Annotated in this window: 23 protein-coding genes, 1 pseudogene and 1 riboswitch; of the genes and pseudogenes, 14 read left to right on the top strand and 10 right to left on the bottom strand. The window is 37.6% G+C overall.

Annotated elements, in window-relative coordinates:
* The first annotated feature begins 19 nt into the window (after positions 1-19).
* Positions 20-712: an N-acetylmannosamine-6-phosphate 2-epimerase gene (locus tag MT489_RS19770; RefSeq protein ID WP_244683287.1), complete on the top strand. Its 693-nt coding sequence runs from the start codon at positions 20-22 to the stop codon at positions 710-712.
* Between the two features lie 338 nt (positions 713-1,050).
* On the opposite strand, the pseudogene MT489_RS19765 reads toward MT489_RS19770, so the two are convergent.
* A pseudogene (locus tag MT489_RS19765) lies at positions 1,051-1,966 on the bottom strand (AraC family transcriptional regulator).
* A 182-nt stretch (positions 1,967-2,148) separates the two neighbouring features.
* On the opposite strand from MT489_RS19765, the gene MT489_RS19760 reads away from it, so the two are divergent.
* Positions 2,149-2,994 carry an SDR family oxidoreductase gene (locus MT489_RS19760; protein WP_244683286.1) on the top strand — a complete coding sequence of 282 codons (846 nt, stop codon included), beginning with the start codon at positions 2,149-2,151 and terminating at the stop codon, positions 2,992-2,994.
* Between the two features lie 96 nt (positions 2,995-3,090).
* Entirely contained in the window at positions 3,091-4,269 is a 1,179-nt protein-coding gene (locus MT489_RS19755; RefSeq protein WP_244683285.1) for an MFS transporter, read from the top strand.
* A gap of 269 nt (positions 4,270-4,538) precedes the next feature.
* Here MT489_RS19755 and MT489_RS19750 read toward each other — a convergent pair whose 3' ends face one another.
* The gene (locus tag MT489_RS19750; protein WP_244683284.1) at positions 4,539-4,859 is read right to left on the bottom strand and encodes a hypothetical protein; all 321 of its coding nucleotides are present in this window, start codon (positions 4,857-4,859) and stop codon (positions 4,539-4,541) included.
* A gap of 121 nt (positions 4,860-4,980) precedes the next feature.
* Here MT489_RS19750 and MT489_RS19745 point away from each other — a divergent pair, with 121 nt between their 5' ends.
* Positions 4,981-5,175, top strand: coding sequence for a hypothetical protein (locus MT489_RS19745; protein ID WP_244683283.1), 195 nt, complete (start codon positions 4,981-4,983; stop codon positions 5,173-5,175).
* A gap of 210 nt (positions 5,176-5,385) precedes the next feature.
* Here MT489_RS19745 and MT489_RS19740 read toward each other — a convergent pair whose 3' ends face one another.
* The 3 genes from MT489_RS19740 to MT489_RS19730 all read right to left on the bottom strand — a co-directional run bounded on the left by MT489_RS19740 (position 5,386) and on the right by MT489_RS19730 (position 7,740).
* Entirely contained in the window at positions 5,386-5,868 is a 483-nt protein-coding gene (locus tag MT489_RS19740) for a staygreen family protein (RefSeq protein WP_244683282.1), read from the bottom strand.
* Positions 5,869-5,932: 64 nt separating this feature from the next.
* The gene (locus tag MT489_RS19735; protein ID WP_244683281.1) at positions 5,933-7,192 is read right to left on the bottom strand and encodes a glycosyl hydrolase family 18 protein; all 1,260 of its coding nucleotides are present in this window, start codon (positions 7,190-7,192) and stop codon (positions 5,933-5,935) included.
* Between the two features lie 212 nt (positions 7,193-7,404).
* The gene (locus MT489_RS19730) at positions 7,405-7,740 is read right to left on the bottom strand and encodes a 2Fe-2S iron-sulfur cluster-binding protein (RefSeq protein ID WP_244683280.1); all 336 of its coding nucleotides are present in this window, start codon (positions 7,738-7,740) and stop codon (positions 7,405-7,407) included.
* 177 nt (positions 7,741-7,917) lie between these two features.
* On the opposite strand from MT489_RS19730, the gene cdaS reads away from it, so the two are divergent.
* The 5 genes from cdaS to MT489_RS19705 all read left to right on the top strand — a co-directional run bounded on the left by cdaS (position 7,918) and on the right by MT489_RS19705 (position 11,747).
* On the top strand, positions 7,918-8,541 hold the full coding sequence (cdaS, locus tag MT489_RS19725) for a sporulation-specific diadenylate cyclase CdaS (RefSeq protein ID WP_244683279.1): 624 nt from the start codon (positions 7,918-7,920) through the stop codon (positions 8,539-8,541).
* 127 nt (positions 8,542-8,668) lie between these two features.
* Positions 8,669-9,112 (top strand): MarR family winged helix-turn-helix transcriptional regulator, encoded by a 444-nt coding sequence (locus MT489_RS19720; protein ID WP_244683278.1) that lies wholly within the window; start codon positions 8,669-8,671, stop codon positions 9,110-9,112.
* Between the two features lie 50 nt (positions 9,113-9,162).
* Complete coding sequence (locus MT489_RS19715; protein WP_244683277.1) at positions 9,163-10,104, top strand: ring-cleaving dioxygenase; 942 nt, start codon at positions 9,163-9,165, stop codon at positions 10,102-10,104.
* Positions 10,105-10,120: 16 nt separating this feature from the next.
* Positions 10,121-11,179, top strand: a complete 1,059-nt coding sequence (locus MT489_RS19710) for an LLM class flavin-dependent oxidoreductase (RefSeq protein WP_244683276.1) — start codon at positions 10,121-10,123, stop codon at positions 11,177-11,179.
* 1 nt (position 11,180) lies between these two features.
* Positions 11,181-11,747, top strand: a complete 567-nt coding sequence (locus tag MT489_RS19705) for an NADPH-dependent FMN reductase (protein WP_244683275.1) — start codon at positions 11,181-11,183, stop codon at positions 11,745-11,747.
* 599 nt (positions 11,748-12,346) lie between these two features.
* Here the strand turns inward: MT489_RS19705 and MT489_RS19700 are convergent.
* Both MT489_RS19700 and MT489_RS19695 read right to left on the bottom strand, forming a co-directional pair.
* Positions 12,347-13,501: a mannitol-1-phosphate 5-dehydrogenase gene (locus MT489_RS19700; RefSeq protein ID WP_244683274.1), complete on the bottom strand. Its 1,155-nt coding sequence runs from the start codon at positions 13,499-13,501 to the stop codon at positions 12,347-12,349.
* Between the two features lie 203 nt (positions 13,502-13,704).
* Positions 13,705-15,612 carry a PTS mannitol transporter subunit IICBA gene (locus MT489_RS19695; protein ID WP_244683273.1) on the bottom strand — a complete coding sequence of 636 codons (1,908 nt, stop codon included), beginning with the start codon at positions 15,610-15,612 and terminating at the stop codon, positions 13,705-13,707.
* A gap of 516 nt (positions 15,613-16,128) precedes the next feature.
* Here MT489_RS19695 and MT489_RS19690 point away from each other — a divergent pair.
* Entirely contained in the window at positions 16,129-18,057 is a 1,929-nt protein-coding gene (locus tag MT489_RS19690; RefSeq protein WP_244683272.1) for an alkaline phosphatase family protein, read from the top strand.
* Positions 18,058-18,120: 63 nt separating this feature from the next.
* Here the strand turns inward: MT489_RS19690 and MT489_RS19685 are convergent, their stop codons facing one another.
* Positions 18,121-19,293 (bottom strand): pyridoxal phosphate-dependent aminotransferase, encoded by a 1,173-nt coding sequence (locus tag MT489_RS19685; RefSeq protein WP_244683271.1) that lies wholly within the window; start codon positions 19,291-19,293, stop codon positions 18,121-18,123.
* A 317-nt stretch (positions 19,294-19,610) separates the two neighbouring features.
* Here MT489_RS19685 and MT489_RS19680 point away from each other — a divergent pair, with 317 nt between their 5' ends.
* The 4 genes from MT489_RS19680 to MT489_RS19665 all read left to right on the top strand — a co-directional run bounded on the left by MT489_RS19680 (position 19,611) and on the right by MT489_RS19665 (position 23,189).
* Positions 19,611-20,393 (top strand): carbon-nitrogen family hydrolase, encoded by a 783-nt coding sequence (locus MT489_RS19680; RefSeq protein WP_244683270.1) that lies wholly within the window; start codon positions 19,611-19,613, stop codon positions 20,391-20,393.
* Between the two features lie 49 nt (positions 20,394-20,442).
* A riboswitch (SAM riboswitch) is annotated at positions 20,443-20,549 on the top strand.
* A 120-nt stretch (positions 20,550-20,669) separates the two neighbouring features.
* A complete protein-coding gene (locus tag MT489_RS19675) occupies positions 20,670-21,683 on the top strand; it encodes a methionine ABC transporter ATP-binding protein (RefSeq protein ID WP_244683269.1) in 1,014 nt (337 codons plus the stop codon).
* A gap of 13 nt (positions 21,684-21,696) precedes the next feature.
* Entirely contained in the window at positions 21,697-22,338 is a 642-nt protein-coding gene (locus MT489_RS19670; RefSeq protein WP_370876433.1) for a methionine ABC transporter permease, read from the top strand.
* A gap of 20 nt (positions 22,339-22,358) precedes the next feature.
* A complete protein-coding gene (locus tag MT489_RS19665; RefSeq protein WP_244683267.1) occupies positions 22,359-23,189 on the top strand; it encodes a MetQ/NlpA family ABC transporter substrate-binding protein in 831 nt (276 codons plus the stop codon).
* A gap of 96 nt (positions 23,190-23,285) precedes the next feature.
* Here MT489_RS19665 and MT489_RS19660 read toward each other — a convergent pair whose 3' ends face one another.
* Complete coding sequence (locus MT489_RS19660; protein WP_244683266.1) at positions 23,286-24,227, bottom strand: L-lactate dehydrogenase; 942 nt, start codon at positions 24,225-24,227, stop codon at positions 23,286-23,288.
* 300 nt (positions 24,228-24,527) lie between these two features.
* Entirely contained in the window at positions 24,528-25,877 is a 1,350-nt protein-coding gene (locus tag MT489_RS19655; protein WP_244683265.1) for a glycosyltransferase family 2 protein, read from the bottom strand.
* Positions 25,878-26,105 lie beyond the last annotated feature (228 nt).

Here is a 26,105-nt window from a genome sequence, read left to right as displayed (position 1 = left end):
ATATAAGGAAGTGTAATAAATGCAATCAGTATTAGATCAGCTATTTAAAGGATTAATCGTCTCCTGTCAGGCATTAGAAGGTGAACCCTTACACAGCTCATTTATTATGGGACGTATGGCAGTAGCTGCTAAAGAAGGAGGGGCAATAGGGATTCGTGCCAACTCTGTATCTGATATTTTGGAAATTAAAAAGCAGGTTGAACTTCCTGTTATTGGAATTATCAAACAGGTATACAGAGATCATCCCGTGTTTATCACTCCAACTATGAATGAAATCGATGCTTTGATGGAAACAGGATCAGAAATTATAGCGACTGATGCCACTGCCCGTATTAGACCTGATGGCAGCACATTAGAGCAATTTTATAAGGAAATAAAAGCAAAATATCCAAATATTATTTTGATGGCTGATGTTTCCTCCGTTGAGGAAGCTATATATGCAGACAAACTTGGATTTGATATTGTTGCACCAACTTTATATGGATACACTATGGAAACACAAGGATTGAAAATTGACCATAATAATTATGAAGTAATTAAAGAAATCATAAAACAGGTGAAAAGGGCAAAAGTTATTGCAGAAGGAAATGTATCCACCCCTGAAATCGCTCGTTCCTTAATAGAAAGCAATGTCCATGCAGTGGTAGTAGGCGGAGCAATTACTAGACCACAGCAGATTACAAAAAGATTCGTTGATGCTATCCAAAAGTAATTATATAAAACGGATAGGATAAAATTAGTTATAAAAAAGCATTATGTTTCAAAATAAAAATGACTCTTGTGTTTGAACTGAACCCCGAATAGGGCACTATTTTAAGGTGTCCGCTATTCGGGGTTCAGTCACTGGTTGGGGGTCTTTTTTTATGCCAAAAAATACTTTTGAATCTAATTATTCTCTTGAAAATGATTATTTTGACAATCAAAGGATCGATATTTCATAAAAATTAGATGTCAAACAATCCACTAATAGATGCCATTGTTTTTAGTGGGAGGATAAAATTACCAGGAAACTATTATTGAAAATAGGTATGAACCCTATAGGCAAGGGGTTCATGCATCTACCTTTTGGTTGTATTGCTCTCTCAGGCGCCTAATATCTTCTATTGGTGGGAACCCAAACATGCGGGAATACTCCCGGCTAAATTGCGAGGGACTTTCGTAACAAACTCTGAATGCCACATCAGCAGCATCTGTTGATTCAGACATTAAAAGTCGCTTGGCTTCCTGTAATCTGACCTGTTTTTGGAACTGAATTGGACTCATAGTGGTTACCTCTTTGAAGTGTTTGTGAAATGCAGATACGCTCATACTAGCTATATCTGCCAGACCTTCAATTCTTAAAGGCTTATCGTAGTTAATTGATATGTTCGATAACGTCTCTAATTCGATAGGTGCTGCTCCCTTCTAGTGCGATTTGTGCTAGTGCAATTCCATATTGTCCCTGCAGAAGTCTATATAGTAATTCTCTTTTATAAATAGGAGCAAGGTATGGAATATCATCAGGGCTGTATAGCAAACGAACTAATCGAAGTAATGAATCCAGTACATTTAACTCGATTTTTCCGACAAATAATGCTCGTTGTGCACTATCCTTAGAGGCTATTTGGATTTTTGAGTTATTTAAAACTTCTAAAATTTCCATATGAGAAAAATCAAGTCTTAAACTCAGATATGGAACATCGGCAGAAGCTTTTGTGACCTGTCCGATTACAGGTAAATTCATAGATGTAATTAGGTAGTCGGAAGGACCATATTTGAATTGTTCTTCCACTAGCAATATCTCTTTCAAACCTTGGGCAATAAAGCAGAAGGATGACGCGTAAATTCTGTAAGCAGGATCAGTTACATTAGACAATCGAGCAAAAAATAAAGAAGGGATATCTGTCTGGTAAAATCCGTCCTGTCCCGAATAACTCTCTATGAGATTAACGAGTTCCTCCTGTCGTTTGCGTATTTCCTCGAATATAGACTCCTCCTTGTTGTTTTGACTTTATTATAGAGCTTATAAGCTTAGATTGTTAGTGATAGTAGAGAATTAGGCAATCATTAAAGACAAATCAGATAATGGATTTTTTTGTCTTATTGGATAATAAACTTGTGCCATATACAAGAACAATCTCAACAAAATTAAATAAGGAGAGAAGACATATGAAAAAGAGCAGTGAACAAGTATGGTTTATTACAGGAGCGAACAAGGGGATAGGCGCAGCTATCGCCAAAGAAGCCTTGAATAAAGGATACAAAGTTGTCGCTACAGCGCGTAAAACAGAAGGGATGGAAAAAACTCTAGGTGAATCTCCAAACCTGTTGATCACGAGTCTGGATATAACAAATGAGGGAAAGGTACAATCTTCTGTTAAAGCTGCCTTGGAGCGGTTCGGAACTATTGATGTGCTGGTCAATAATGCTGGATACGCTCAGCTGGGATATTTTGAAGAAACATCTGAAGGGCTCGTTCGTCAACAGATGGAAACCAATGTATTTGGGACTATGAAACTTACGCGTACCATATTACCGACCATGCGCAAGCAAGGCTCAGGCACAATTATTGTGTTCAGTTCAGCTATGGGAATCACATCTTTAGAGGGAGGCTCTGTGTATAGTGCCTCTAAGTTCGCTTTGGAAGGGTGGATTGAGGGCCTGAACATGGAATTGAAAGGATTCGGAATTCGTTGTATGCTAGTTGAGCCGGGTCCTTTCCGTACAGACTTTGTTAATGAACAGACTTCTGCTAAATTTTCTGATATCGAGATTGCCGACTATAAAAAACAACGTGAAATGATGCGGAATTTCTATTTTTCGGGACACCAACAACAATCTGGTGACCCAGCAAAGCTTGCCAGGGGACTGATGACAGTAATTAATGATTCTAATCCTCCTTTACGCTTGTTAGTCGGTACTGGTCTAGCGGGTTTTATCAGTCAATATCTACAGAACCGCTGCTCCGAGTATGAGGCTTGGCGTGAAGTGTCAGACAGCACTAATTTTGATTAAGATCAAGCATAAATCAGTTATGTGATGTCTAAGTAGACAAACATAAATGGGTTAGTCCCTTGAATTTTTTCAATTTTCAAGAAAGGGTTATGTGCCATGTCGAAAAAGACATCACTCTGGACAAAAATATTTTTTTTACTCATGTTAGCGAATGCTTTTTCTTTTTTTGCATTCGATATATTATTGCCTACACTTCCACTTTTTTTATCAAACCAAAGTGGGTTTAATACCTCACAGATAGGTTTGATTATCGGTAGTTTTACATTTTCAGCAGTATTTATTCGCTTTTTTACTGAGATTTTTACAAATCGATTTGGAAGAAAGAAAGTATTAGTGAGCTCTATTCTTATATGTTTAATTTCAACTCTTGGTTATTACATCGCGAACAACTTTTATCTTGCTCTTTCCCTTCGTATTTTTCATGGTTTTGGTTTAGGTTTGTCTATTACCATTCTTACTACATTAGCAGCAGAGATCATTCCAAATGAAAGAAGGGGAGAAGGAATAGGGATGATTGGAAATGGTACTACCATTGCATTGGCGATATCGCCGTTTGTCGGTTTGTGGTTAATTAATTCTTATCATCCTATAATATTATTTATAACAGCAGGTGCTAGTGTACTTTTATTCTTAGTTTGTGTTAGTTTCATTTCTTTTCCGGAAAGTAAAAAGAAAGAAAATCAAAAAGAACAAAACTTATTACAGCCAATGATTGATCCAACTGCCATTATTCCTTCTTTCCTAATTCTGTTAATGGGTGCATGTATGGGTGGAGTTATGAGCTTTATGGCACTTTATGCTAAAGAACTAAATATTGAGGGCGTAGCATGGTTTTATTTTATTAACACAATAAGTGCATTTTTGATTCGATTCATTTCAGGAAAAACTTTTGACCGAATAGGTCCTGTTTGGGTAATAATTCCAAGTTCCATATCGATGATAATTGGATTTATTTTATTGTATCAATCCACTACATTGTATGGCTTATTAAGTGCTGCATGTTTATATGGAATGGGGCAAGGAGCTTTATTCCCTGCTTTACAGGCTTGGGTATTGAATAAAACGACACCAGATCGTTATTTAAAGGCAACCTCCATGTTTTATAATTCACTTGATATAGGAATTGGAGGAGGGTCCGCTATTATGGGGTTAGTTGCTGCAAAACTAAATTATAGTTCAATCTATCTGGTTTCAGCCCTTATCATGGTGGCTTTCCTAATAGTCTATTCTTCGTCTTTATTCATGAACAAAAAGAAAGTAATGACATCATTCTAATATGATAATAGATAATGAAATTTGTCTTATATCATATAGTAGTATGAACTAAGCGACAGAGCAGAACAGATTTGTTATTTGTAAAAAATACCGTCTTAAAGGTGCACGTCGCGCTCCACAGTTCTCAAAACGTTAAACTCAATAAAAATATTGATATATCAACGTTTACAGGCCATCTCGTTTATGATGAGATAGCCTGTTTTTATTTTTTGAAAACTATCTCATCGTCCTTTTCCGCTTATCTGATGTCTATAGGGCTTTCTCGTTTACTATTCTGCTTCTCTACCTGGCAACTGTTCCAAGGTAGAAGCGCTAGACCAGATAGCATATCCGAATAGAATCCATGCGACGCTCCAAAACCCGAGTAGTATAGGAGAAGGTTGCCCGTTAGGAATAATAAAGAAGATAATTTGAAACGGGATCATCCCTACGTAGTACAACCCAACCAAGAGCGGCGCGATACGACGCCATCCCGACAACCATCGAGCAACGAAAACCGCAATTCCAAGAGTTAGCATACCGACTCCAACCAGTAATGCTCCTACGGGATAAAAGAACTCTATTTCATACCCTACGATGTATTTTGACAAAGTAGTTGCCAGATAAGAACATACCCCCAGCAGAGTGATAATCGTGCCGATGAGCCCGACCCGCTTCATTCGCCTGCTCCCGCTAGGTCTGAATATGAGCATGCCTAGGGGACCGCACGCCATGCCTAGCAACATCGGGACAGGTATCAGTAAACCACTGACTATTGAAGGTACCGGCTCCTTTAGTTGTTCAACCCCAACAAGCACTGACCATAGTAATCCGCCGATGATGCACGCCATACCAGCGAAGCGAATGCTCCTCGCAGTTTTTGGAAGCTTGACATTACTAACCATAATAATCACACCTTCGTTTTGATGAGGAAAAGTATTGTTTAAACAATAATTATACCGAGTGGCACATAGACAGTTATTAATTAAGAGCACTTACACTAGATTAATATTATAGATACCTAATTTACCAAAAGTGAATTGTAATTCGCTCTATATGATATGTGGTAATCAAGGGAAATTCGAGACTTTCTACCCATTAATTTTTGTTTTCTATTAAGAAATTTTTTCGTGATGATTATAAAGTAAAAAAGGGTGATATTTCGTGTAATAGTTGTATTGGGGTACCAAAGTATAGAATTTGACGATACTTTGGATAAGCAGAATGAAAATGTATATAGATGGGGGCATACAGAAGTGAGGGATAGTTAGCGAAAAAGGATTTGTCTCCATATACAATTCCTTTTAAGGCAGTAGGCATTTCTTTAATAAATATATTAAAACGTAAGCCAGCCTTTTCTTCACTGAATTCCCCTTCATCAACATGAACTTTTCCTATTAAGAAGAAGTAAGAATGCTTATCTCTTTGCCATTCGGCCAGAACCTCATCCCGCATTTTTGGATCAATAGCATTATAATTATAGACATTTCCTATATTTAAAAAAAGCTCACCTGTAAGGTCGGAATGGGTAAGAGTGTATTTCCTTCCATCAAGTGGTTGGTTAGAAGAGGCTGGAGGAATGAGATTGACGGATAACTTTTGTGGGTTAAAAGAAGACATATATTCCTCCGTTAGTTATTTAATGAAGAATCCTACTTTCAGAAAAGAAGCTTAACGACTTTTATTAAAGGATTTTTTTTATATTAAAAAAATCCCTTACTATGACAGCAGATTGAGGAAAATGTAATCCTAATTGCCAAGCTCCAACGCCTCTTAGGCGATAATCAACCACGAGTTGAAACTTATATGCTCGAGCCCTCGTGTCTTCATACCAAACAATGTGCCTCTTACCTGTTTCATCATAATAGGTAAAATAAGGCTGCTGATATTCCGAAGAATACTGAATAGGCACTTGAAACTTCATAGCTGTACTTATTGCTCCAGCCACAGAAACAGCATGTGCACTAACTACATTCCCATCAGACATGGTCCAATCGTATCCGTAACGAGGAACACCAAGGATTATTTTATTTACGCCCATATGCTTAAGAGCATACTCAATTGATTGTCTTACTTCCCTTATAGGAGCAACAGGACCAGGAGGACTGCTTGCTTCATGCCAGTCATAATCCATGAGAAAAACAAAATCAACAGCTGCTCCAATACCGCCGTAATCATATCCTTTAAGCCAAGAAACTTCGTCGCTCGTTTTTGCAGGAACAGCAACAGATGTATAATATCCCTCTGGCTTTAGGCGCTCTCTTAAATAACGTAAAAATCCACTAAATAAATCCCTTTGTTCCTCACGCACTCGTTCAAAATCAATATTTACACCAGCATATTTTTTACTCTTAACCAAATTATAAATATTGTTAATTAGACGATTTCGTATTTCAGGGGAACTTAAAACGCGTTTAGTTAATTCAGGACTAAAGCCACTTGAAGTCAAGTTCGTAATCACGGCAAGGGGAGCAACATGGTTCTCCCTAGATAGCTGAATAAGTTGCTGATCATTTAAAGTGCTTAAACTCCCATCTTCAAGAATATGGTACTCAAAAATACCAAAAAAAGTATTAATGGGTGCAAAGGACTGAACGATCATTCTATTTGTTTCAGGCGTCGAAGGTGTTATATAACTAAAACCTTCCGCTTCATATTTAGGTCTAGGGGGTAAATATAGTTGCATTCCAACCATGATTACATTAGAGTGTAAACCATTAATAAGACGTATTGTTTCAACTGGTATTAAACTCATTTGAGAAATGGTATACAACGAGTCCCCAGGTTGAACTGTATACATATTCGTAGGAATGAGTAAATCTTGTCCTGGGACTAATCGATCTGTTGTTAATCCGTTAATCATACGTATGCTGTCCATTGTTACTTGATATTTTGTAGCAATGGAAAATACTGATTCGCCCGTTTTCACAACATAAATAAACATATTATTACCTCGTTCCAAGATAAGCTATTAATTAAATATATGTTCATTTTTATTATTCATAACTCGATAATGTAGTCCATAAAAAAACACTCTAAAAGTGAGTGTCAAAGTAATTAATAAAATAATGTTAATTCTTATAAGAAAAAAAGTTTCTTTTCATGCGATATTCTCATGAATTTGTGAATGCTTGACTCTATCGAAAAGTGTTACTCTTAGTCAGCTGGTCTTGGGCCAGCCTTTTTTCCCGTATTTTCAACCGTCATTATGGGTCGAACAGTGATGTCTCCATTCACACGAATTTGGCAAGATAAGCGCAAACAATCCTCAAATGAATCCTCATCAATTCCTTTATCAGCAAAGGCATTTTTTTCTTTATTCGTTACTTCCTTAAAATTCCCCGCCAATACTTCTACTCTGCAAGTCGTACATCTAGCATTTCCCCCACAGCGATGTAGAATATTGATACCGTTATCTTCGAGAGCTAATACTAATCTTTTCCCCATCTCCACTTCAAAGGTTTCTCCACCGAATACTGATACATTAGGCAAGTTGCATACCTCTTCTCTATTAATAGTGATGTTGTCACATAATTTTAAAAAGTTTTCTAGATAAGGGCTTTTCTTAGGGTGTATACACTTATCTATTTTTATACAACTTTCGATTGCTGAATGGTCCATATCTTCATCACATATAATAAATACACTCGGTAATAGGAGGTGTTCTTCGTGAACCAAATGAATTGTGATTTTTCCCCGATGAAACTGAGGATAAAGGAGGATATTCGTAAAGTGATATCAGCACTCCAAAATAACTTAGTTGCGATGGATAATGAGGACCACTGTCTTCTGGGGAGTTTCGAAAAAATAAAAGAGCATTTTATTTCCATTGATATGAAAGCGGCCAATTTTTACTTAAATTGCTATTTAGCTCCATTTACGGAAAAATACCCTGAATTATCAGTTTGCGTTCAAAATATGTCCCATCGTAAACATGGTGGTTTAATTGTCATTCAACGTGAAGATTCTCTTGATAATTTGGTTAAACCCGGAATTCCAATCAGAGCGGAACTGACACATTCTTTGTTAGAATCCATTTTCTTTCCCGGAAATCCACTTCATGATGGTGCTGTAATGATACATACTAATCAGATTGTTTCTGCGGCAAATGTTCTTCCGCTTTCGGACAGATTAATAGGTGACGAAAAAATAGGTACACGACACCGGGCTGCCTTAGGTCTATCAGAGCGGAGTGATGCCCTCGTCCTAGTAGTATCTGAAGAAACAGGCAGGGTTTCATTCGGATTTAAAGGAAATCTCTATCCGGTGAATACGGGTATGTCTTTAGGATAAGCCCGTCCATCAGTGATCGGTTTAAAATAAAACGACAAAGGAAAAAAGTGTAAAGAGATTTTAATTGATTTTTTATCACTTGAGTAGTAAAGTGATATTAAGGTTAGTGAAGAGGGAGGGGGAAAAAGTGCGAAATAATACACTTGGATCGTTAATTTGGCTGCGTCTAATGCGTTTTACAAACCAAAGTAACCAATTGTCTAATGAATTTCTTAAGCATTTTGGTTTAACTACGGCTCAATTTGATGTACTTGTTCAAGTAAAGACATATCAGCCGCTTACACAGTGCGATTTAGCTGAAAAGGTAACGGTAACCCAAGGCGGTATTTCCCGTATGCTCGCCCGACTTGAAAAAGAAGGATATATATATCGAAAGCAAGATTGGAAAACGAAAACGATTAGTTTAACAGAGAAGGCTGAATCCATATTAAAAGAGGCAATGCCAGCACAGCTTGAGTTTCAATCGTCATTTTTTGATGATGTATTAAATGAAGAAGAACAGAAAACACTATATTCACTCATGACGCGAGTACACAAATATAGTCAAAAAAGAGAATTACCATCTGAGTAATTTTTTTTACTTTATCACTTGACTAGTCAAGTTAAAAGGGAGGAAATAACATGTATAAAATACCTGGTCATCACCATATTTCCATGATTACAAAGGATGCTCAAATTAATAATCATTTTTATCAAAATGTATTAGGACTACGAAGAGTAAAAAAGACCGTGAATCAAGATGATCCTTCAATGTACCACTTATTTTACGGAGATTTAACAGGCAGTGCTGGGACGGAGTTATCGTTTTTTGAAATGCCTTATGTAGGTAGGACATATCGCGGTACTAATGCCATTACGCAAATTGGCTTACTTGTTCCAACAGTTGAAAGTCTCGAATATTGGAAAAAGCGTTTTGAGTCAATGGATGTTAAGCATGGTGAAATTACAAAATACGCTGGACGGGATGCGTTGCATTTTGAAGATTCGGAAGGTTTAAGAATGGTCTTATTAAATAACAACGGTGAATCTGTTCCAGAGTATTGGATGTCTTGGAAGGAATCTGTTATTAAAGAAAAGCATCGTATCTTAGGAATGGGAACGGTCGAATTAACAGTCCGCCATTTGGAAAAAACAGCTAAAACATTACGCGATATGTTTGGTTACGTAGAAGTTGGTCGTACAGATAGCGAAGTGATTTATCAATCAGTCGAAGGCCAATCATTCGGAGAAATTGTCATTAAACAGCAAGATGGGAAAAGAGAAAAACCTGGAAGAGGAAGCATCCATCATCTAGCAATTCGTGTGAAAAATGAGGAAGAATTACGTTATTGGGAAGGTGTCGTTAAAGAACGTGGTTTTCACTCAACAGGAATTGTCAATCGTTTTTACTTTAAGAGTCTATACTTCCTTGAATCCAATGGCATTTTATTTGAGATTGCAACGGATGGTCCTGGATTTACTGTGGATTCAACTGTCGAAGAATTAGGAATAGCATTAGATTTACCACCGTTTTTGGAAGAAAGACGTGCAGAAATTGAAGCAAAATTAGAACCAATTGATTAAGAAGGAGTGAATAGACATGGAACAATATCGTATTGATACGAGTAAAGGGATTGAATTCGGTTTATATTCAATCGGAGATCATTTATTTAATCCACATACAGGTAACATGATTAGCGCGGAACAGAGAATAAGAGAATTAATTGAGGCTAGTAAGCTTGCTGATGAGGCAGGACTTGATGTTTTTGCAGTCGGCGAAAGTCATCAAATCCATTTTACAACACAGGCACATACGGTTATTTTAGGGGCGATTGCTCAAGCAACTAAAAATATTAAAATTGCCAGCTCTGCAACTGTGTTAAGTGTATCTGACCCAGTCAGAGTGTATGAAGATTTTGCCACAATTGATTTAATTTCAAATGGGCGAGCGGAAATTGTCGCTGGAAGAGGCTCACGTGTTGGAGCATATGATTTGCTCGGGTATAATGTCCGTGATTATGAAGAATTATTTGAAGAAAAATTGGAGCTTCTTCTGAAATTGAATAATGAAGAAAAAGTAACGTGGGAAGGACAATTCCGAGCACCGCTTAAAAATGCAATGATTCTACCGCAGCCTTTGAATGGTCATTTGCCAATCTGGCGCGCAGTAGGAGGACCTCCTGCTAGTGCCATTAAAGCTGGATATGCGGGTGTACCAATGATGCTGACCACGCTCGGTGGCCCAGCCATTAACTTTAAGGTTTCGGTTGATGCGTATCGTGAGGCAGCAGAGCGCAGTGGTTTTGATCCAGCAACATTGCCAATTGCAACGACAAGTTTATTCTATACGGCAGAAACTTCTCAAGATGCTCTTAGAGAATACTACCCACACGCTAATTCCGGTATGCTCGCGTTACGAGGCGGTGGCTATCCAAAACAACAATTTGCGCAAGCGACTGATCATCGAGATGCTTTAATGATTGGTAGTCCACAGCAAATCATCGAAAAGATGATTTATCAATATGAACTATACGGTCAACAACGCTTTATGGCCCAGATTGATTTTGGTGGCGTGCCATTTGATAAGATTGCGAAAAATATAGAATTAATTGCTACAGAAATTATGCCAGCAATTAAGAAATATACAGGGGGTAATTAACATGAAGATTGTTGGAATTTCAGGCTCAAATGTAGGAAATAAAACAAGGATAGCGATGGACTATACACTTAATAAAGCTCGTGAAGAATATCCAGATGCAGAGATTACATTACTAGATTTAGCGGAATATGACATGGTCTTTAGTGATGGACGCAACTATTGGGATTATGATGGCGATACAAAGTATGTAACAGAAACAATTATGGGAGCAGACGCTATTATTATCGGAACGCCTGTGTTTCAAGCATCTATTGCAGCCACATTAAAAAATATTTTTGATTTATTACCAGTAAATGCATTTCGAGATAAAGTGGTAAGTATTCTTATAACAGCAGGTACACCAAAACATTATTTGATGGCTGAGCAACAATTAAAGCCAATACTTTCCTATATGAAGGCACATATCGTCCCTACGTATGTATTTATAGAAGAAAAGGATTTTTATCGAAACGAAATAGTGAATGATGATATTTTATTCCGTATTGAGCGTTTAGTAGAAGACACTGTGCTTCTTGTAGATGCATATGTTAAGATTCGCGAGGCGAAAGATGCACAATATGACTTTTAGTGAATGAAAAGTTTGATGGAGGCACTGTAACTCATGTATCAGATAACGGCTATAGTTGAAGTGAAAATACCTTTCAAAAAGGTTATTCCGGAAAGTAACATGAAGATAGGCTTTGACGTTTAGATCAATGGTGGAAAAGACGGTGCTCGCCAAGCGTGGCGACATGGAACTACACTACTGGTCAAGGATACCAAGATACATCTGTGTTGGGTGTTCTGACGCTTGTAAAAACAAATACCTGAAAATCCAGAAGACCCAGGTAAACCGGGCAAACCAGAAAATCCGGGTAAACCTGCAAAACCAGGTAAGCCTGGTAAACTCTAAAGCCCGGGGAAGAGAGGATTAAATCATCTTTTTAGAGTGACTGTAGCAATTAACAAGGATAAATAAAAAAGCCAGCTTTTGGGCTTTTACAAAAACAACAAACTTTACGAAAACAACCTAACAAGAAAAAAATTAGAAACAGAGCTGGAATGAGAATTTTCATTCAAACTCTGTTTCTTTTAATTACGCTTGGCTTTTAAAGAAAATCATTTTTGTAAGGTGCTAACTATTATTGATAGAAAGGTTCACTTTACTCGTCTGTAAGGGCTTTTGTATCAAAAATCTTCTTTTACTGAAATAGCCTTATAATTCCTTATGATTTTCTGAGTGATTTCACTGTTTTTATCCAATCCACATACTTCATTAAGTACCGCCTGAAGACCTTTTTCCTTGATCATTATCTGGAGCTTGACAGCTTCCGGATCGTTTTCATCATTGAAATGAAGTGCAGATGCAATTGCTTTTGCAAGATTGACATAAGAAAGGTTTACTTTTGCAGCTTCTAAAGCAGGGCGAACAAGTCGGTCATTTGGCCCAAGCTTGCGGATTGGAGAACGTCCAACTCTTGTTACGACATCGTTTAAATGAGCATTTTTAAAGCGTTCAATAATTTTTTCAATATATTGCTGATGTTCTGTTGCGTCAAGATTATATCTCTTAATTAAGTAGGCGCCTGTTTCCGCAAGAGTTGCATGGACTTGCTCTAAAATTGTATTGTCATTGAGGGCCTCATGAATCGTGGCCTTATTTTTCAAATATCCAAGGTAGGCGATTACTGCATGACCTGTATTAACAGTGAATAGCTTTCTTTCAATATAAGGGGCAAGATCTGATACAATTTTCATCCCCTCAACACTTGGAATTTCCTCACGGGCTTCCACAACCCATTCATAATAAGGTTCTACAAGTACATCCAGCGAGCCTTGATTATGCTGCATCGGCACGATTCGGTCGACCGCCGAATTCAAAAATAGTACTTTTCCATCTATTACTTTCTTCGTTTCTTCGTCCAGATTTTCAACTATATAATCTTTAAGAAAATCTGTTGCCGAAATTTGGTTTTCACATGCAATGACATATAACCTTTCACTATTTGTTTTAACTCTCTCAGTAATCCCTTTCGCTATGAGAGGAGCAATATGGGGCAAAATATTAGGACCAATTGCTGTAGTCAGATAGGTTGTCCTCCCGATTGCCTCGATGACTTGTTCTTCCTGTTTCATGTTGTTTAAGCCAGACACATTTTCAATCGTGATATTTTCCTGTCCATCCGTCGCTAGCTTCACATTATAGCGCTTTTTTGAGTTTAGCTGTTGAATAATATCATCGGCGATATCAACAAAAATGACCTGATAGTCGGATTGTGAAAAAAGTGCTCCAATAAAGCCCCTTCCAATATTTCCTGCTCCAAAGTGGACTGCTAAATTCATTGACTTCATTCCTTTATCCAATTTTTATTTATTAAAGCGAATCCGTTTGGTTGTCGGAGTAGCTTCAATGTTCCTATTCAAAGAAACTTTTTTCTCAGGAAGTCATGTACTGTCATCAAACTTCACTAAATAAGCTTCCCACTTGTCCCGCATGTGAAAAAAGTGAATAGAAAAGCATCTGCTTTTCTATTCATAGCATTCAGTTAGTTATCTTTATCATTTAAAATATCAATAATTTCTTTAGCGGATCTCGCTGCAACAAGCTTTTCGATATTATTCATATCTGAACATGTAACAGCTATTCCCGAAAGGATTTCAAGATGTGTGCCATCTTTCCCGGCAATACCGAAAATTAACCGCACTTTCTGCCCGTCAAAATCTACTCCTCTCGGTACTTGTAAAACAGTAAAGCCGGACTGAAGTACATCTTTTTTTGCTTCTTCGGTGCCATGAGGGATTGCCACATCATTTCCCATATAAGTGGAAGTCATTTTATCGCGTTCAATCATGGCATCAATATAGCTTTCCTTTACATATCCTGCATCGACTAAAACTCGTCCGGCAAAGCGGATCGCTTCTTCCTTCGTTGTGAATTTCTTATTAAGGAAGATGTTTTCTTCCCTTAAGAGGGCATCCTCTGCCGCGGGAGCATCACTTTCGTCTACCGCCTCTATATGGATATCTTCGATTGGTGCCGTTTCTACATTTTGCAGCTGATCAATCAATTTTCCATACTCTGGGCTGGAAAGGAAGTTATCAACAGAAATATGATAGGCACCAGGGACTTGCTTTTTTGCCCTTGGAGTTAATTCTTCCTGTGTAATGACAATCTGAGCATCGGCCGGGAGGTTACTGATTGACATATTCGTGACGGAAATATCAAGTCCAGCTTCCCTCACCTTTTTTCGAAGCATTGATGCCCCCATTGCACTCGATCCCATCCCGGCATCGCAAGCAAAGATGATTTTGTTTACTTCAGCAGGCATTGTAAGCTGTTCGGTAGCAAAAGTATCGACAACTGAACTTCTTTTCCCTTTCATTTCCTGCATTTTTCTTGCAGCCTCTTCAATATCCTCATCGGTTTCCTTCTTTCCTGTTTTTAAAACTAAGGTGGAAACAGTAAAGGAGACGATGCCTGCTACAAGAATACCGATAATATTAGCCAAATAGTTGCCGGCTTGTGGTGGCGTTACAGCCATAATGGCAACGATGCTCCCCGGTGATGCTGGCGCTGCAAGTCCACCACCGAGTAGTGTTAAAGTGAAGATTCCGCTGATTCCGCCGAGAATAACGGCAAAGAACAACATTGGACGCATTAGAATATAAGGGAAATAAATTTCATGGATTCCACCGAAAAACTGAATGACGGCAGCCCCAGGTGCAGACCTTCTTGCTGTTCCTCTCCCGAAAAACGTATAAGCTAACAGAACACCAATTCCTGGTCCGGGGTTCGCTTCAAGCAAAAACAGAATGGATTTCCCTGTATCTTTTGCTTGCTCAAGTCCAATGGGAGACAGGACGCCGTGATTGATGGCGTTATTTAAAAACAATACTTTTGCTGGTTCAATCAGGATACTGGTCAATGGAAGCATACCAGTTGCGAGCAACCAATCTACTCCTGCAACAAGCCAGCCCGTAAAGACAGTAACAGCAGGACCAACCGCCCAGAATGCCAAAATTGCGAGAAATCCACCGAGAATTCCTGCCGAAAAGTTGTTAACAAGCATTTCAAATCCCGCTTTAACTTTTCCTTCAACCAATTTGTCAAATTTTTTTATGACGTAACCTCCGAGAGGTCCCATAATCATCGCACCGAGGAACATTGGAATGTCAGCTCCAACAATTACCCCCATTGTCACGATCGCCCCTACAACGCCGCCACGCTGATCGTAGATGAGCTTTCCCCCTGTATATCCAATTAACAGTGGAAGCAAATATGTAACCATTGGGTCAACCATTTTGGCAAGGCCTTCATTCGGAAAAATCCCTTTAGGTATAAAAAGTGCAGTAATTAAGCCCCACGCAATGAAGGCCGATATATTAGGCATCACCATGGAGCTTAAAAAGTTGCCGAATTTCTGTACAACGACTTTTAAGTTTGATTGAGCCATACTGACCCATCCTTTCCTTCTAATATTTTTGATTTAGGGAAAGTATCCTTCTTCACCGACAAGGAAAGTTAACGATATCTCGGCAAGATAATAAAGTATCTTTGGTATTGCTTTTATTCTTTTCTGTTTTTTTACCTTGCTTCCAAGCTTAGTAAACATGTTCCATTTTTGTCAATTTAAGCTACTTGGACAAGGGAACAATAGGAAAAATGGATTAGATGGTTAATTAGTATAAATGACATATTTATAAACTTAACCATTATGAAATATACAAAAAAAGTAAAATAAGTTTTTACAAGTTCTATGGATGACATAATAGGAGATTCAAATAATAGCTCAGACTAAACTCCAGCAAAAATTTCTTCAGTAGATTTTCCCCTCAGCCTCAACAAATATTCATCTGATTTGTTATTAGCAGAATATATGTACATGCCATTCATAAAAGATAAGGAGCTTAGATTCAATCCACAAAGGGTAAATATCATAGAAATCAGCAAGAGATAGGTGTGTGTTTGGATGATAATGCGAATATTATTACTTTCTTTTTTAAGTATGACGATTCTTCCTTCTGTTGTTTTAGGAGTAGAAGAAAATGGATCAACTATGGTAGTTTCATTTGATGGGATGCGCCACGACTATCTGGAGAGTTATATGGAAAAAGGGGATATGCCAAATTTCAGTGATGTAGTAGACAAAGGAATGTATGCTAAAAATATTCGAACCATTTTTCCTTCCTTGACTTCAGCATCGCATGCTGCGATAGCAACAGGAGCAAGACCAAGTTCTACCGGAATGGTCAGCAATGAAATTCATAAACGTAATAAAAAATTGACTAACCGTGACAGTGCCTTCTTTTCTCCACTTGATGCGGAGCCTGTATGGTCAGTAGCTCGAAAAGAAGGAAAAACAACGGCTACTGTTCTTTTTCCAGGCTCAAATCCCGAATACGGATATAAAGCGGATTACGCAGTCTATTATGGTAATACATGGGCTGATAGTGATTTTTTGTCGTTAGATTTTCAAACAGAAGGTAATACTAAAAAAACAAGCTTTCCACTGAAGCTTGATAAGCACGATAATCGAACAGTATACATCATGGCGAAAAGTTCAGGTAAACTACATAAATATGATACTTTTTATTTTTCTTTTGACCCTAGTATGAAATTAGCAGAAAAAGTTCACTTGGATGAATGGGGATTTCTTTCCTTTCCAACTAAAAATAGAGAATTGGCGGGATTTTCTTTTAAGCTGAAGGCCACAAAGTCAGACCTATCAGACGCTAAATTGTACAGGACGGCCGTCACATCAGCAGTAATAGAAGGACCTTCCGATTTTAAAGAGACGATTAATGAAAACTTTGGATTTTTTCCAGTCCAAGATGATGATAAAGCACTTAAGAAAAAATGGATTACCCGCAAAGAATACGAAGAAATCAGCACTCGCTTTGCGCAATGGGCAACGGATGTCTCGCTATATATAAAAGAGAGGTACAAGCCTGACTTATTATTCTTTTATTATCCTCAAGTGGACCATGAGTCTCATAATTATCTGCTCATCAATCCGAGACAACCCGGTTATTCAAAAGAAAAATCAGAACGCTATATGGAACATATTCGCTGGGCATACCGTTTGTCTGATGAAATGCTGGGTCAAGTTCTTTTAACGATAAATAAAAACGATCGTATATTTCTTGTTTCTGATCATGGAATGGAGCCCGTTCATTCTAGTTTATCTCCTAATGAAGAGTTAGAGAAAAAAGGATTACTAGTAAAAGACAGCCAAGGGAAAATCGATGAAAAAAAATCAAAGGCATTTGCCCTTTCGAGTGGATCGATTGCGCATATATTTATTAATGTAAAAGGGATAGAAAAAGATGGAGTCGTCGATCAAAAAGAATACGTATCACTTCAAAGAGAAATTGTCTCTATTTTTAAAAATGTGCAGTTGAAAAAAAAGAAAATCCCTCTAAAGAGTTCCCTTTCATATATTTATGGACGATTGGAAGGCAAAAATATAATTCGTTATGAAGACGAATCGCCAATAAAAATATTAAAAGACACAGGTTTTTTTGCTTCTTTTGATCAGAAGGTGAATCCATATGATAAAGTCATTATACCTAAGAGGGAATTAAAGGAAATGTATCACGAAAATACAGGTGATATTCTTTTAGTTGCTAAAAAAGGATATTATATGGCACAGGATGATGGAGATGAAGTGATGGCTACTGAAGTACTCGGTAACCACGGAGGCAATCCATCAAGAAAAGAACTATTTCCTATCCTATTAGCAGCAGGGAATGGTATCTCCAAAGGAAGCATTGATTCGAAAGTCTCTACTCTTGATATCGCACCAACTTTATATACATTAATGGGAATGGATCAACCTGATTATGTCGAAGGAAAATCCATTCCCGAATTGGTAGGAGAAAAAAGAGATAGAAATTGATTTTAGCAAAAATAAAATTCAGAGTGGATGGATTCCCTCTGAATTTTTTCATTTTACATAAAGTTAAAATATACCTAAATCACCAATTCTTCTAGCAGCTTCACGAAGTCTCTCTTCCGTTGTCAACAAGCCAACCCTTATATAACCCTCGCCATAATCGCCAAAACCAATCCCTGGTGCAACAGCTACATGGGCTTTTTCCAATAGTAGATTGGCGAATGACTCAGACGTATAGCCATCAGGAACTTTAAGCCAAGCAAAAAATGACCCTGGGGGGGCTTGGACATTCCAGCCAATTTCATGCAAGCTTGAAATAAATGCATTTCGTCTTTTCTCATATGTCTCATTTAATTCCACTGCACATTGTTGGGAGCTTAATAATGCTTCAGTTGCAGCATCTTGAACTGCCCCAAACAAACTAACGTATAAATGATCTTGTAAAAGATTAATAGCTTCGATAACAGAAGGATTTCCGACTGCGAACGCTACACGCCAACCAGCCATATTGTATGTTTTAGACATCGTATAAAGTTCAATGCCTACATCTTTTGCACCTTCAGCCTGCATAAAACTGACTGGCTTTTTCCCATCAAATCCAATGGCTCCATATGCAAAGTCATGTACAACACAAATATGATGCTTCCCTGCAAAATCCACAGTCTCATGAAAGAAATCTAGATCGGCAACTGCCCCAGTAGGATTGTTCGGGTAGTTGAGGATTATCACTTTGGCCTTTTCTGCAATCTCTAATGGAATTTCATTATACTGAGGGAGAAAACGGTGCTCAGCTTTTAATGGCATCATTTCCATTTTGACATTTGCTAGTGCTGCACCTGACCAATAATCTGGATAACCTGGATCAGGAACAAGCATCGTATCACCAGGATTCATAAGGCATTGGGGTAATTCTACTAAACCTGCTTTTCCTCCAAATAAAACAGCTACTTCCGTTTCTGGATCTAATTCTACGTTATATTCACGCTTATAATACTCTGCCACAGCTTTTTTCAATTCAGGCTTACCGCGAAATGGCGGATAACGGTGATTGATAGGCTCATCAGCGGCACTCTTTAATCTATCCACGATGTGATTTGGGGTTGGTAAATCTGGATTTCCTTGTCCTAAATTTATAACATCATGGCCGTTTGCTATGTATTGATTTACTTTTTGTACAAGCGAGGCAAAAAACTGTTTTGGTAATTGTTTTAAAACATCCGAAGTTTCAAAATTCTTCATTGGTGACACCTCTATAAAAATATTGAATTTTCCTTTTCATTTATAGTTATTTATGAAATGGGGTTTTGCTTAAAGACAAAACTTTACTAAAAATGGCTATATCCGTCTAGCTTCAGCGCCTATCGACTAGCAAACTTCCTGTCATTTTCCCTACGATAAGTCAACATCGACTCGTCCCTCGTCGTGTTTCCTTTATCTCAGTCAAAGGCCCTGAAGTTTGTACGTCGATGAACAGGCGCTTGCGCTTTTGTACGTTAAAATGTTATAACGAAAGATAACGTTTGTAAAGCACAGAAATAAGTAAGGGGGAGCTTAGAGTGAAGTGGAAAATTGGTTGTATTCAAATGAATATTGCATTTGGGAATCCGAATAATAATTTTTCAGCAGTGGAGCAATGGTTTGAAAAAGCGGCGAAAGAGCAATGTTCCATCGTTGTATTACCTGAATTATGGACGACAGGGTATGATTTAACTCGTTTAGATGAAATTGCTCATGATGAAGGAAAAGACGTACTTCAATTACTAAAAGAACAAGCTAAAAAACATCAATTTCATATCGTTGGTGGATCTATCGCTAAGAAAGTTAACAGCGGAGTGACGAATACGATGTATATCATCGATAAAGAAGGAAAGCTTGTCCATGAATATAGCAAGCTTCACCTTTTTCAACTTATGGATGAACATTTATACTTACAAGCCGGTGAAGATGAGCCTATTTTTACCCTTGATGGAGAAAAAGCAGGAAGCTTTATTTGCTATGATATAAGATTCCCTGAATGGTTGAGAAAATCGGTTATGAGTGGAGCAAAAGCACTATTTGTTGTCGCAGAATGGCCAACCCCACGAGTTGAACATTGGAGAATCCTATTACAAGCGCGAGCTATTGAAAATCAATGTTATATCATTGCATGCAATCGAACAGGCTCTGACGCTAATAATGAATTTGCGGGCCATTCGATGATCATTGATCCATGGGGAACTATTATTTCCGAAGGTGGTTCAGGGGAAGAACTTTTAATAGGTGAAATTGATCTACATGAGATCGACGAAATTCGAAGTAGAATACCAATTTTCGATGATCGCAGGCCAAAAAAATATTGACAGGTAGTATAGAATCCCGCATAATATGTACATTGAACTTAATACGATTAACTTATCAAGAGTGACTGAGGGATCAGGCCCTATGACGTCCGGCAACCTCCATATATGGGAAAGGTGCCACTTCCTGCGGAATGAAACCATTCTGGGAGATAAGTCGAAAATAAATGAGTGATTATTTTTCGATGCCTCTTTCAATGGAAAGAGGCATTTTCCTTTAATAAAGAGAGGTTTTTCAATACCATTTTCGCGCTTTTCAACATTTATGAGGTGGAAACAATGATTAAAATAAAAAATGTAACGAAAATATATAAAACGAAAAAAAGGGAAGTCCTCGGGGTCGATAATGTTTCACTTACGATTGAAAAAGGCGAAATTTTTGGTATTGTCGGATATTCTGGTGCAGGAAAAAGTTCCTTACTACGCTGTATGAATCTTCTCGAAGAGCCAACTTCAGGATCTGTGATTATCAACGGAACTGATTTAACGAAGCTTGCAGCAAAAGAACTTCGTAAAGCACGTCAGAAGATAGGGATGATCTTCCAGCATTTTTACTTGATAAGTTCCAAAACAATTATTGAAAATATTATTTTCGCCTTAAAAGCAGCAGATTACCCAAAGGCAGACCGAGTAAAAAGAGCAGAAGAGTTACTTCAAATGGTTGGACTAGCAGATAAAAGGGATGTGTACCCTGCACAATTGAGCGGCGGCCAAAAACAAAGAGTAGGAATTGCAAGGGCGCTTGCTAATAATCCAGATGTTTTATTATGTGATGAAGCAACTTCCGCTCTTGATCCAAGTACAACAAAATCCATCCTAGCCTTATTGAAGAATATAAATCAAAAGCTTGGATTGACGATCGTTCTTATCACGCATGAAATGGAAGTTGTGAAAGAAATATGTGACCGAATGGCTGTCATGCAAGAAGGTAAGATTGTGGAGGAAGGATCGGTTTACGATATTTTTGCAGCACCAGAGGCGGAACTAACGAAACAATTTATTGGTGACATTCTTCAATTGGATATTCCTGAAAAATTGATTAGAGAGTGTCAAGGAACAATTGTAAAAATTCAATTTAAAGGCTCTAAAGCGGGAGAAACGGTTGTATCAGATATGCTCCAGTTATACCAGGTAAAAGGGAACTTCCTACACGGAAAGATTGAGTATATTCAAGAGGAGCCATTAGGTATTTTTATTTTAGAAATCATAGGTGAAAAAGATGAAGTGGCTAAAGCCATAACATACCTGCAAGAGAGAACGGGAAATGCGGAGGTGATGACGGTTGGTTATTGAGCATATTATCGAAATGCTTCCAGATTTAAATAAAGCATTTTTTGAAACAATCTATATGGTTGGCATCTCGCTTCTCGTAGCCATTCTCATCGGGCTTCCATTAGGTGTTATTTTATTCGTAACAGACGAAGGTATGTTTATGGAACAAAAGCTTGTAAAAACAATTGTCGGCTTTTTAATTAATTTAATTAGATCGATTCCTTTTATCATTTTACTTGTTTTACTCATTCCTTTTACGATGTTGATTGTTGGAAAAGTAATCGGTCCTACTGCGGCGTCGGTTTCTATATCTGTTGCGGCTATTCCTTTTTTTGCAAGAATTGTAGAAACAGCATTTCGTGAAATTGATAAAGGAGTTATTGAAGCGTCAATATCGGTGGGCGCAACTCCATGGATGATCATTAAAGATGTGCTTATCCCCGAAGCAAAGTCTAGTATTATACAAGGAGTTACATTGACAACTATCAGTCTAGTTGCATACTCGGCAATGGCAGGGGTTGTCGGTGGAGGAGGAATCGGTGATTTAGCCATCCGTTATGGTTATTACCGCTATGATACAGTTATCATGTTTACAACCGTATTAGTATTAATTGTTTTAGTACAACTCATTCAACTTGTTGGAGATAGTTGGGCAAAACATGCAGATAAAAGATAAAACTTCAGGAGGAAACAGAAATGAAAAAATGGTTATTTGTATTAACTCTTGTTCTAGTAATGGGAGCACTTGCTGCTTGTGGTGGAAAAGATTCATCAGAATCGAACAATGATAAGAAGGAAATTGCTATTGGTGCAACTGCGGGTCCATTTACAGATATGGTGACAAAAGCAATCAAACCTGGTCTTGAAAAGAAAGGTTATAAGGTAAAGGTAGTAGAATTCAGTGACTATATCCAACCAAATAATGCTTTAGGAACAGGCGATATTGACGCTAACGTTTTCCAAAATAAAATCTATATGGAAACATTTGCAGAGCAAAACAAATTAAACTTAGCTGAAGTCATTACAGTGCCGACTTCTCCAATGGTTGTCTTCTCAAATAAATTTAAATCAATTGATGAAATTGCAGATGGGGCAACATATGCCTTACCAAACGATCCTACAAATATGGGTAGAGCCTTATTAATATTAGAACAAGAAGGCTTGATTACATTGAAAGATGATGTAAGCCATTTGACGATTTCCGAAAAAGATATTAAAGATAACCCAAAAAATCTTAAGTTCCAACCATTAGAAGCAGGACAGCTTGCACGTGCAATTGAGAGCACAGATATGGCTGCAGTACCTGGGAACTTTGTGTTTGCAGCAGGTCTTGATATGAATGAAGGAATCATGATCGAAAATATGAGAGATGTTCACCGTAACCGTGTCGTCATCGATGGAAAAAATAAAGATGCACAGTTTGTAAAAGATATTAAAGAAGTTGTAGAATCAAAAGAATTTGAAGACGTAATTGACAGCGATTTTCCTGGTTTTACAAAACCGGATTGGATGAGAGAAAGAAAATAGTAGAAGCTTCTATGACCCTCAGCTTATATTGGCTGGGGGTCATTCACTTATAGAATGAAAAAAAGGCTATCTTATTAGACAGCCATTCGTTCGATTTTAAAAATAAGGTTTTAATATATTGTTTATAGTCTCAGCGCTATGATGAAATAAGTGTTGTTCTTCCTCGTTAAGTTCCAATTCTACTATTTCTCTTATTCCATCTCTATTTACAATAGCTGGAACCCCGATGTATACATCCTTTTCCCCATATTCTCCTTCAAGATAGGTAGATACAGTGAGAATTGTATTTTCATTACGTAAAATGGCTTTCGTTAGTCTTACAAGGCCCATAGCAATTCCGTAGTAGGTGGCACCTTTACTCATAATGATTTCGTATGCGGAATCTCGCACTTGCACGAAAATATCATCTAAATCCTCTCTACTATAACGCCGATCACGATCAATCATTTTTAAGACTGGGACGCCACCAACATCTGCTAAACTATAAACTGGCAGCTCACTATCTCCATGCTCTCCGATTATATAAGCGTGAACATTGTTTGGAGCAACGTTAAAATAATCGCCTAACATATATCTGAATCGTGCGGTGTCAAGGATAGTCCCTGATCCAATAACGCGTTCTTTTGGAAGCCCACTATATTTCCAAGTAGCGTATGTTAAAATATCAACAGGGTTAGTAGCAACTAAAAATATACCGTCAAACCCGCTTGCCATGACACTTTCCACAATAGATTTAAAAATCTTTAAGTTCTTCTCTACTAAATCTAGTCTAGTTTCTCCTTGTTTTTGGTTTGCACCTGCACAAATGACAACAAGGTCTGCATGGATACAATCCTCATAAGTTCCATATCGAATATGAGTTAAATCAGGTGCAAACACTTTTCCGTGATTGAGATCCATCACATCGCCCAATGCTTTTTCCTGATTAATATCAATCATAATCAGTTCATCTGCAATCCCTTGATTCATCAAAGCAAAAGCATAGCTTGATCCGACAAAGCCAGTTCCAATGATTGCTACACAATTTCCTTTTGTCATAAAATCATACTCCATCCCTTCATAACACAAATAGATGAACTTAATTATAGTGTAGGAAGTTCGATTAAGTCTAATAAAGCATAGACTGTCAGTACGTTTGTAATCATTTGGATTTTTTGTGCTAATATAAAAAACATTGTATGAGGTCTATATTTATTGAAATAAGGTGTTTCGTTGTCTAGAAACCAAGGCTATCTGCTGAAAGTCAAAAACCTCCGCAGTCAAAATCAAAGAACGACTTTTTCCTTCACAGAACATTTGCTAGTCGACGATACGCTGGGACCTTGCGCTTTTGTTCTGTCACTTCCACTTCCTCCGAAACTTAAATAATTCTTGTACATAACCAAACACAGACGTAGGCGACATAATCATTTGATAGGCCAGAATAAATAATATAAATCCTAATATGTTTTTTCGGACTCTTAAGTTTAAAGGTTTAAATACATATTTGGTTTGGTAGAAGTATAAAATGCTGTAACTCAAGAGTGTGAGTGGTAAAACAAGTAAAGTCATGGGACCGACAATCCAATAATATCCAAAAAATGCCAATACAAGACCAGGTAACCAACAAAATGTGTAAATGATATCCAAATAAGGCATAATCAAGTTTATGCCGGTCAAATACTTCGTATATATTTGGGGCTGTTGCCAAGGTTTTACTTGTTTTAGCCCTTCGATCATCCCTCTAGCCCATCTTGATCGTTGGCGAAAAAAGTGAGTCATCGAGCTAGGGACTTCTGTAAAAGCAACAGCCAATGGTTCAAAATATATTTTCCATCTTTTTTCAAGTAGCTTCCATGTTAACACAATGTCTTCACCGATAGCATCCGGCCATCCGTTTATTTCACGTATACTTTCCGTTTTGTATAGACTGTAAGCACCTTGAGCCACCAATGTTCCTTGATATAGCCCTTGTAATCGTTTAATAGAGGCAATTCCAAGGAAGTAGTCCCATTCTTGTATCTTTGTCCAAAGATTATCTCGACTATTTTTGACTAAAATAGATCCTGCTACGGCAGAGACATCAGCCGGACTACTCTTTACTCGTGCTACTAAATATCGAATGGCTGATTGATGCAGAAGAGTATCAGCATCTAATGTAATTAAATAAGGTGTTTTAACATGGAGTAACCCTTGGTTAAGGGCATGAAACTTTCCCGGTATTTTTTCATGTAAAATATCCATCTTTAACTGGAAATTTTCTTTTGCTTTCAATGCTATTCTCACTGTTTGGTCGGTAGAACCATTATTAACAAGGATTACTTGAATGGGCCCACTATAGTCCTGTTTCCCAATATAATGCAACGTATTATAGATTTTATCTTCCTCGTTATAAGCAGCAATAAGCAAAGTGATGGCATCATTCGGATTTTCATCTTTAAGTACTGGTTGTTTGTCCATGATTAGACTGACCACTAAAAAAGCATTCATGTACCCCGGTATATATGAAATTCCAGCAATCACTAAAAGCGCCAAGGGCAGAGAAATAATAATAGATAAATCAATTAGCCAATGTCTTGCTAGGTAAATAGAGATGCACATCCAAAGGAATGCTACCGAATGGCTTAACCAAAATTTTGTGTAAACTTTTAGGTAGAAACTCCCTTTCCGGTATGGAAAGCCAGTCGGGCGATTATAAGGGGATTTCATTATCAATGCCTCCATCTTACTTAGTGTAAATTGTGAGGTCTCTTGATTCGTAGTACAAAAGACCTTTCAATGTACATTACAGCATAGGAAACTATACAAATTCTGAACAATTCCCACATATTCTGCCCTTTTTGTTGTGAAAATGTACATATTCATGAAAGAAGGATTACATAAATATTATGAAGATACTAAATCTTATTTTCTTTTTACAAAAGTCATCCGTCTTAA

Origin of the sequence: Lederbergia wuyishanensis, assembly GCF_022900255.1 — a bacterium.
Classification (GTDB): domain Bacteria; phylum Bacillota; class Bacilli; order Bacillales; family Bacillaceae_C; genus Lederbergia; species Lederbergia wuyishanensis.
This window is presented reverse-complemented; position numbering and strand designations above follow the sequence as displayed.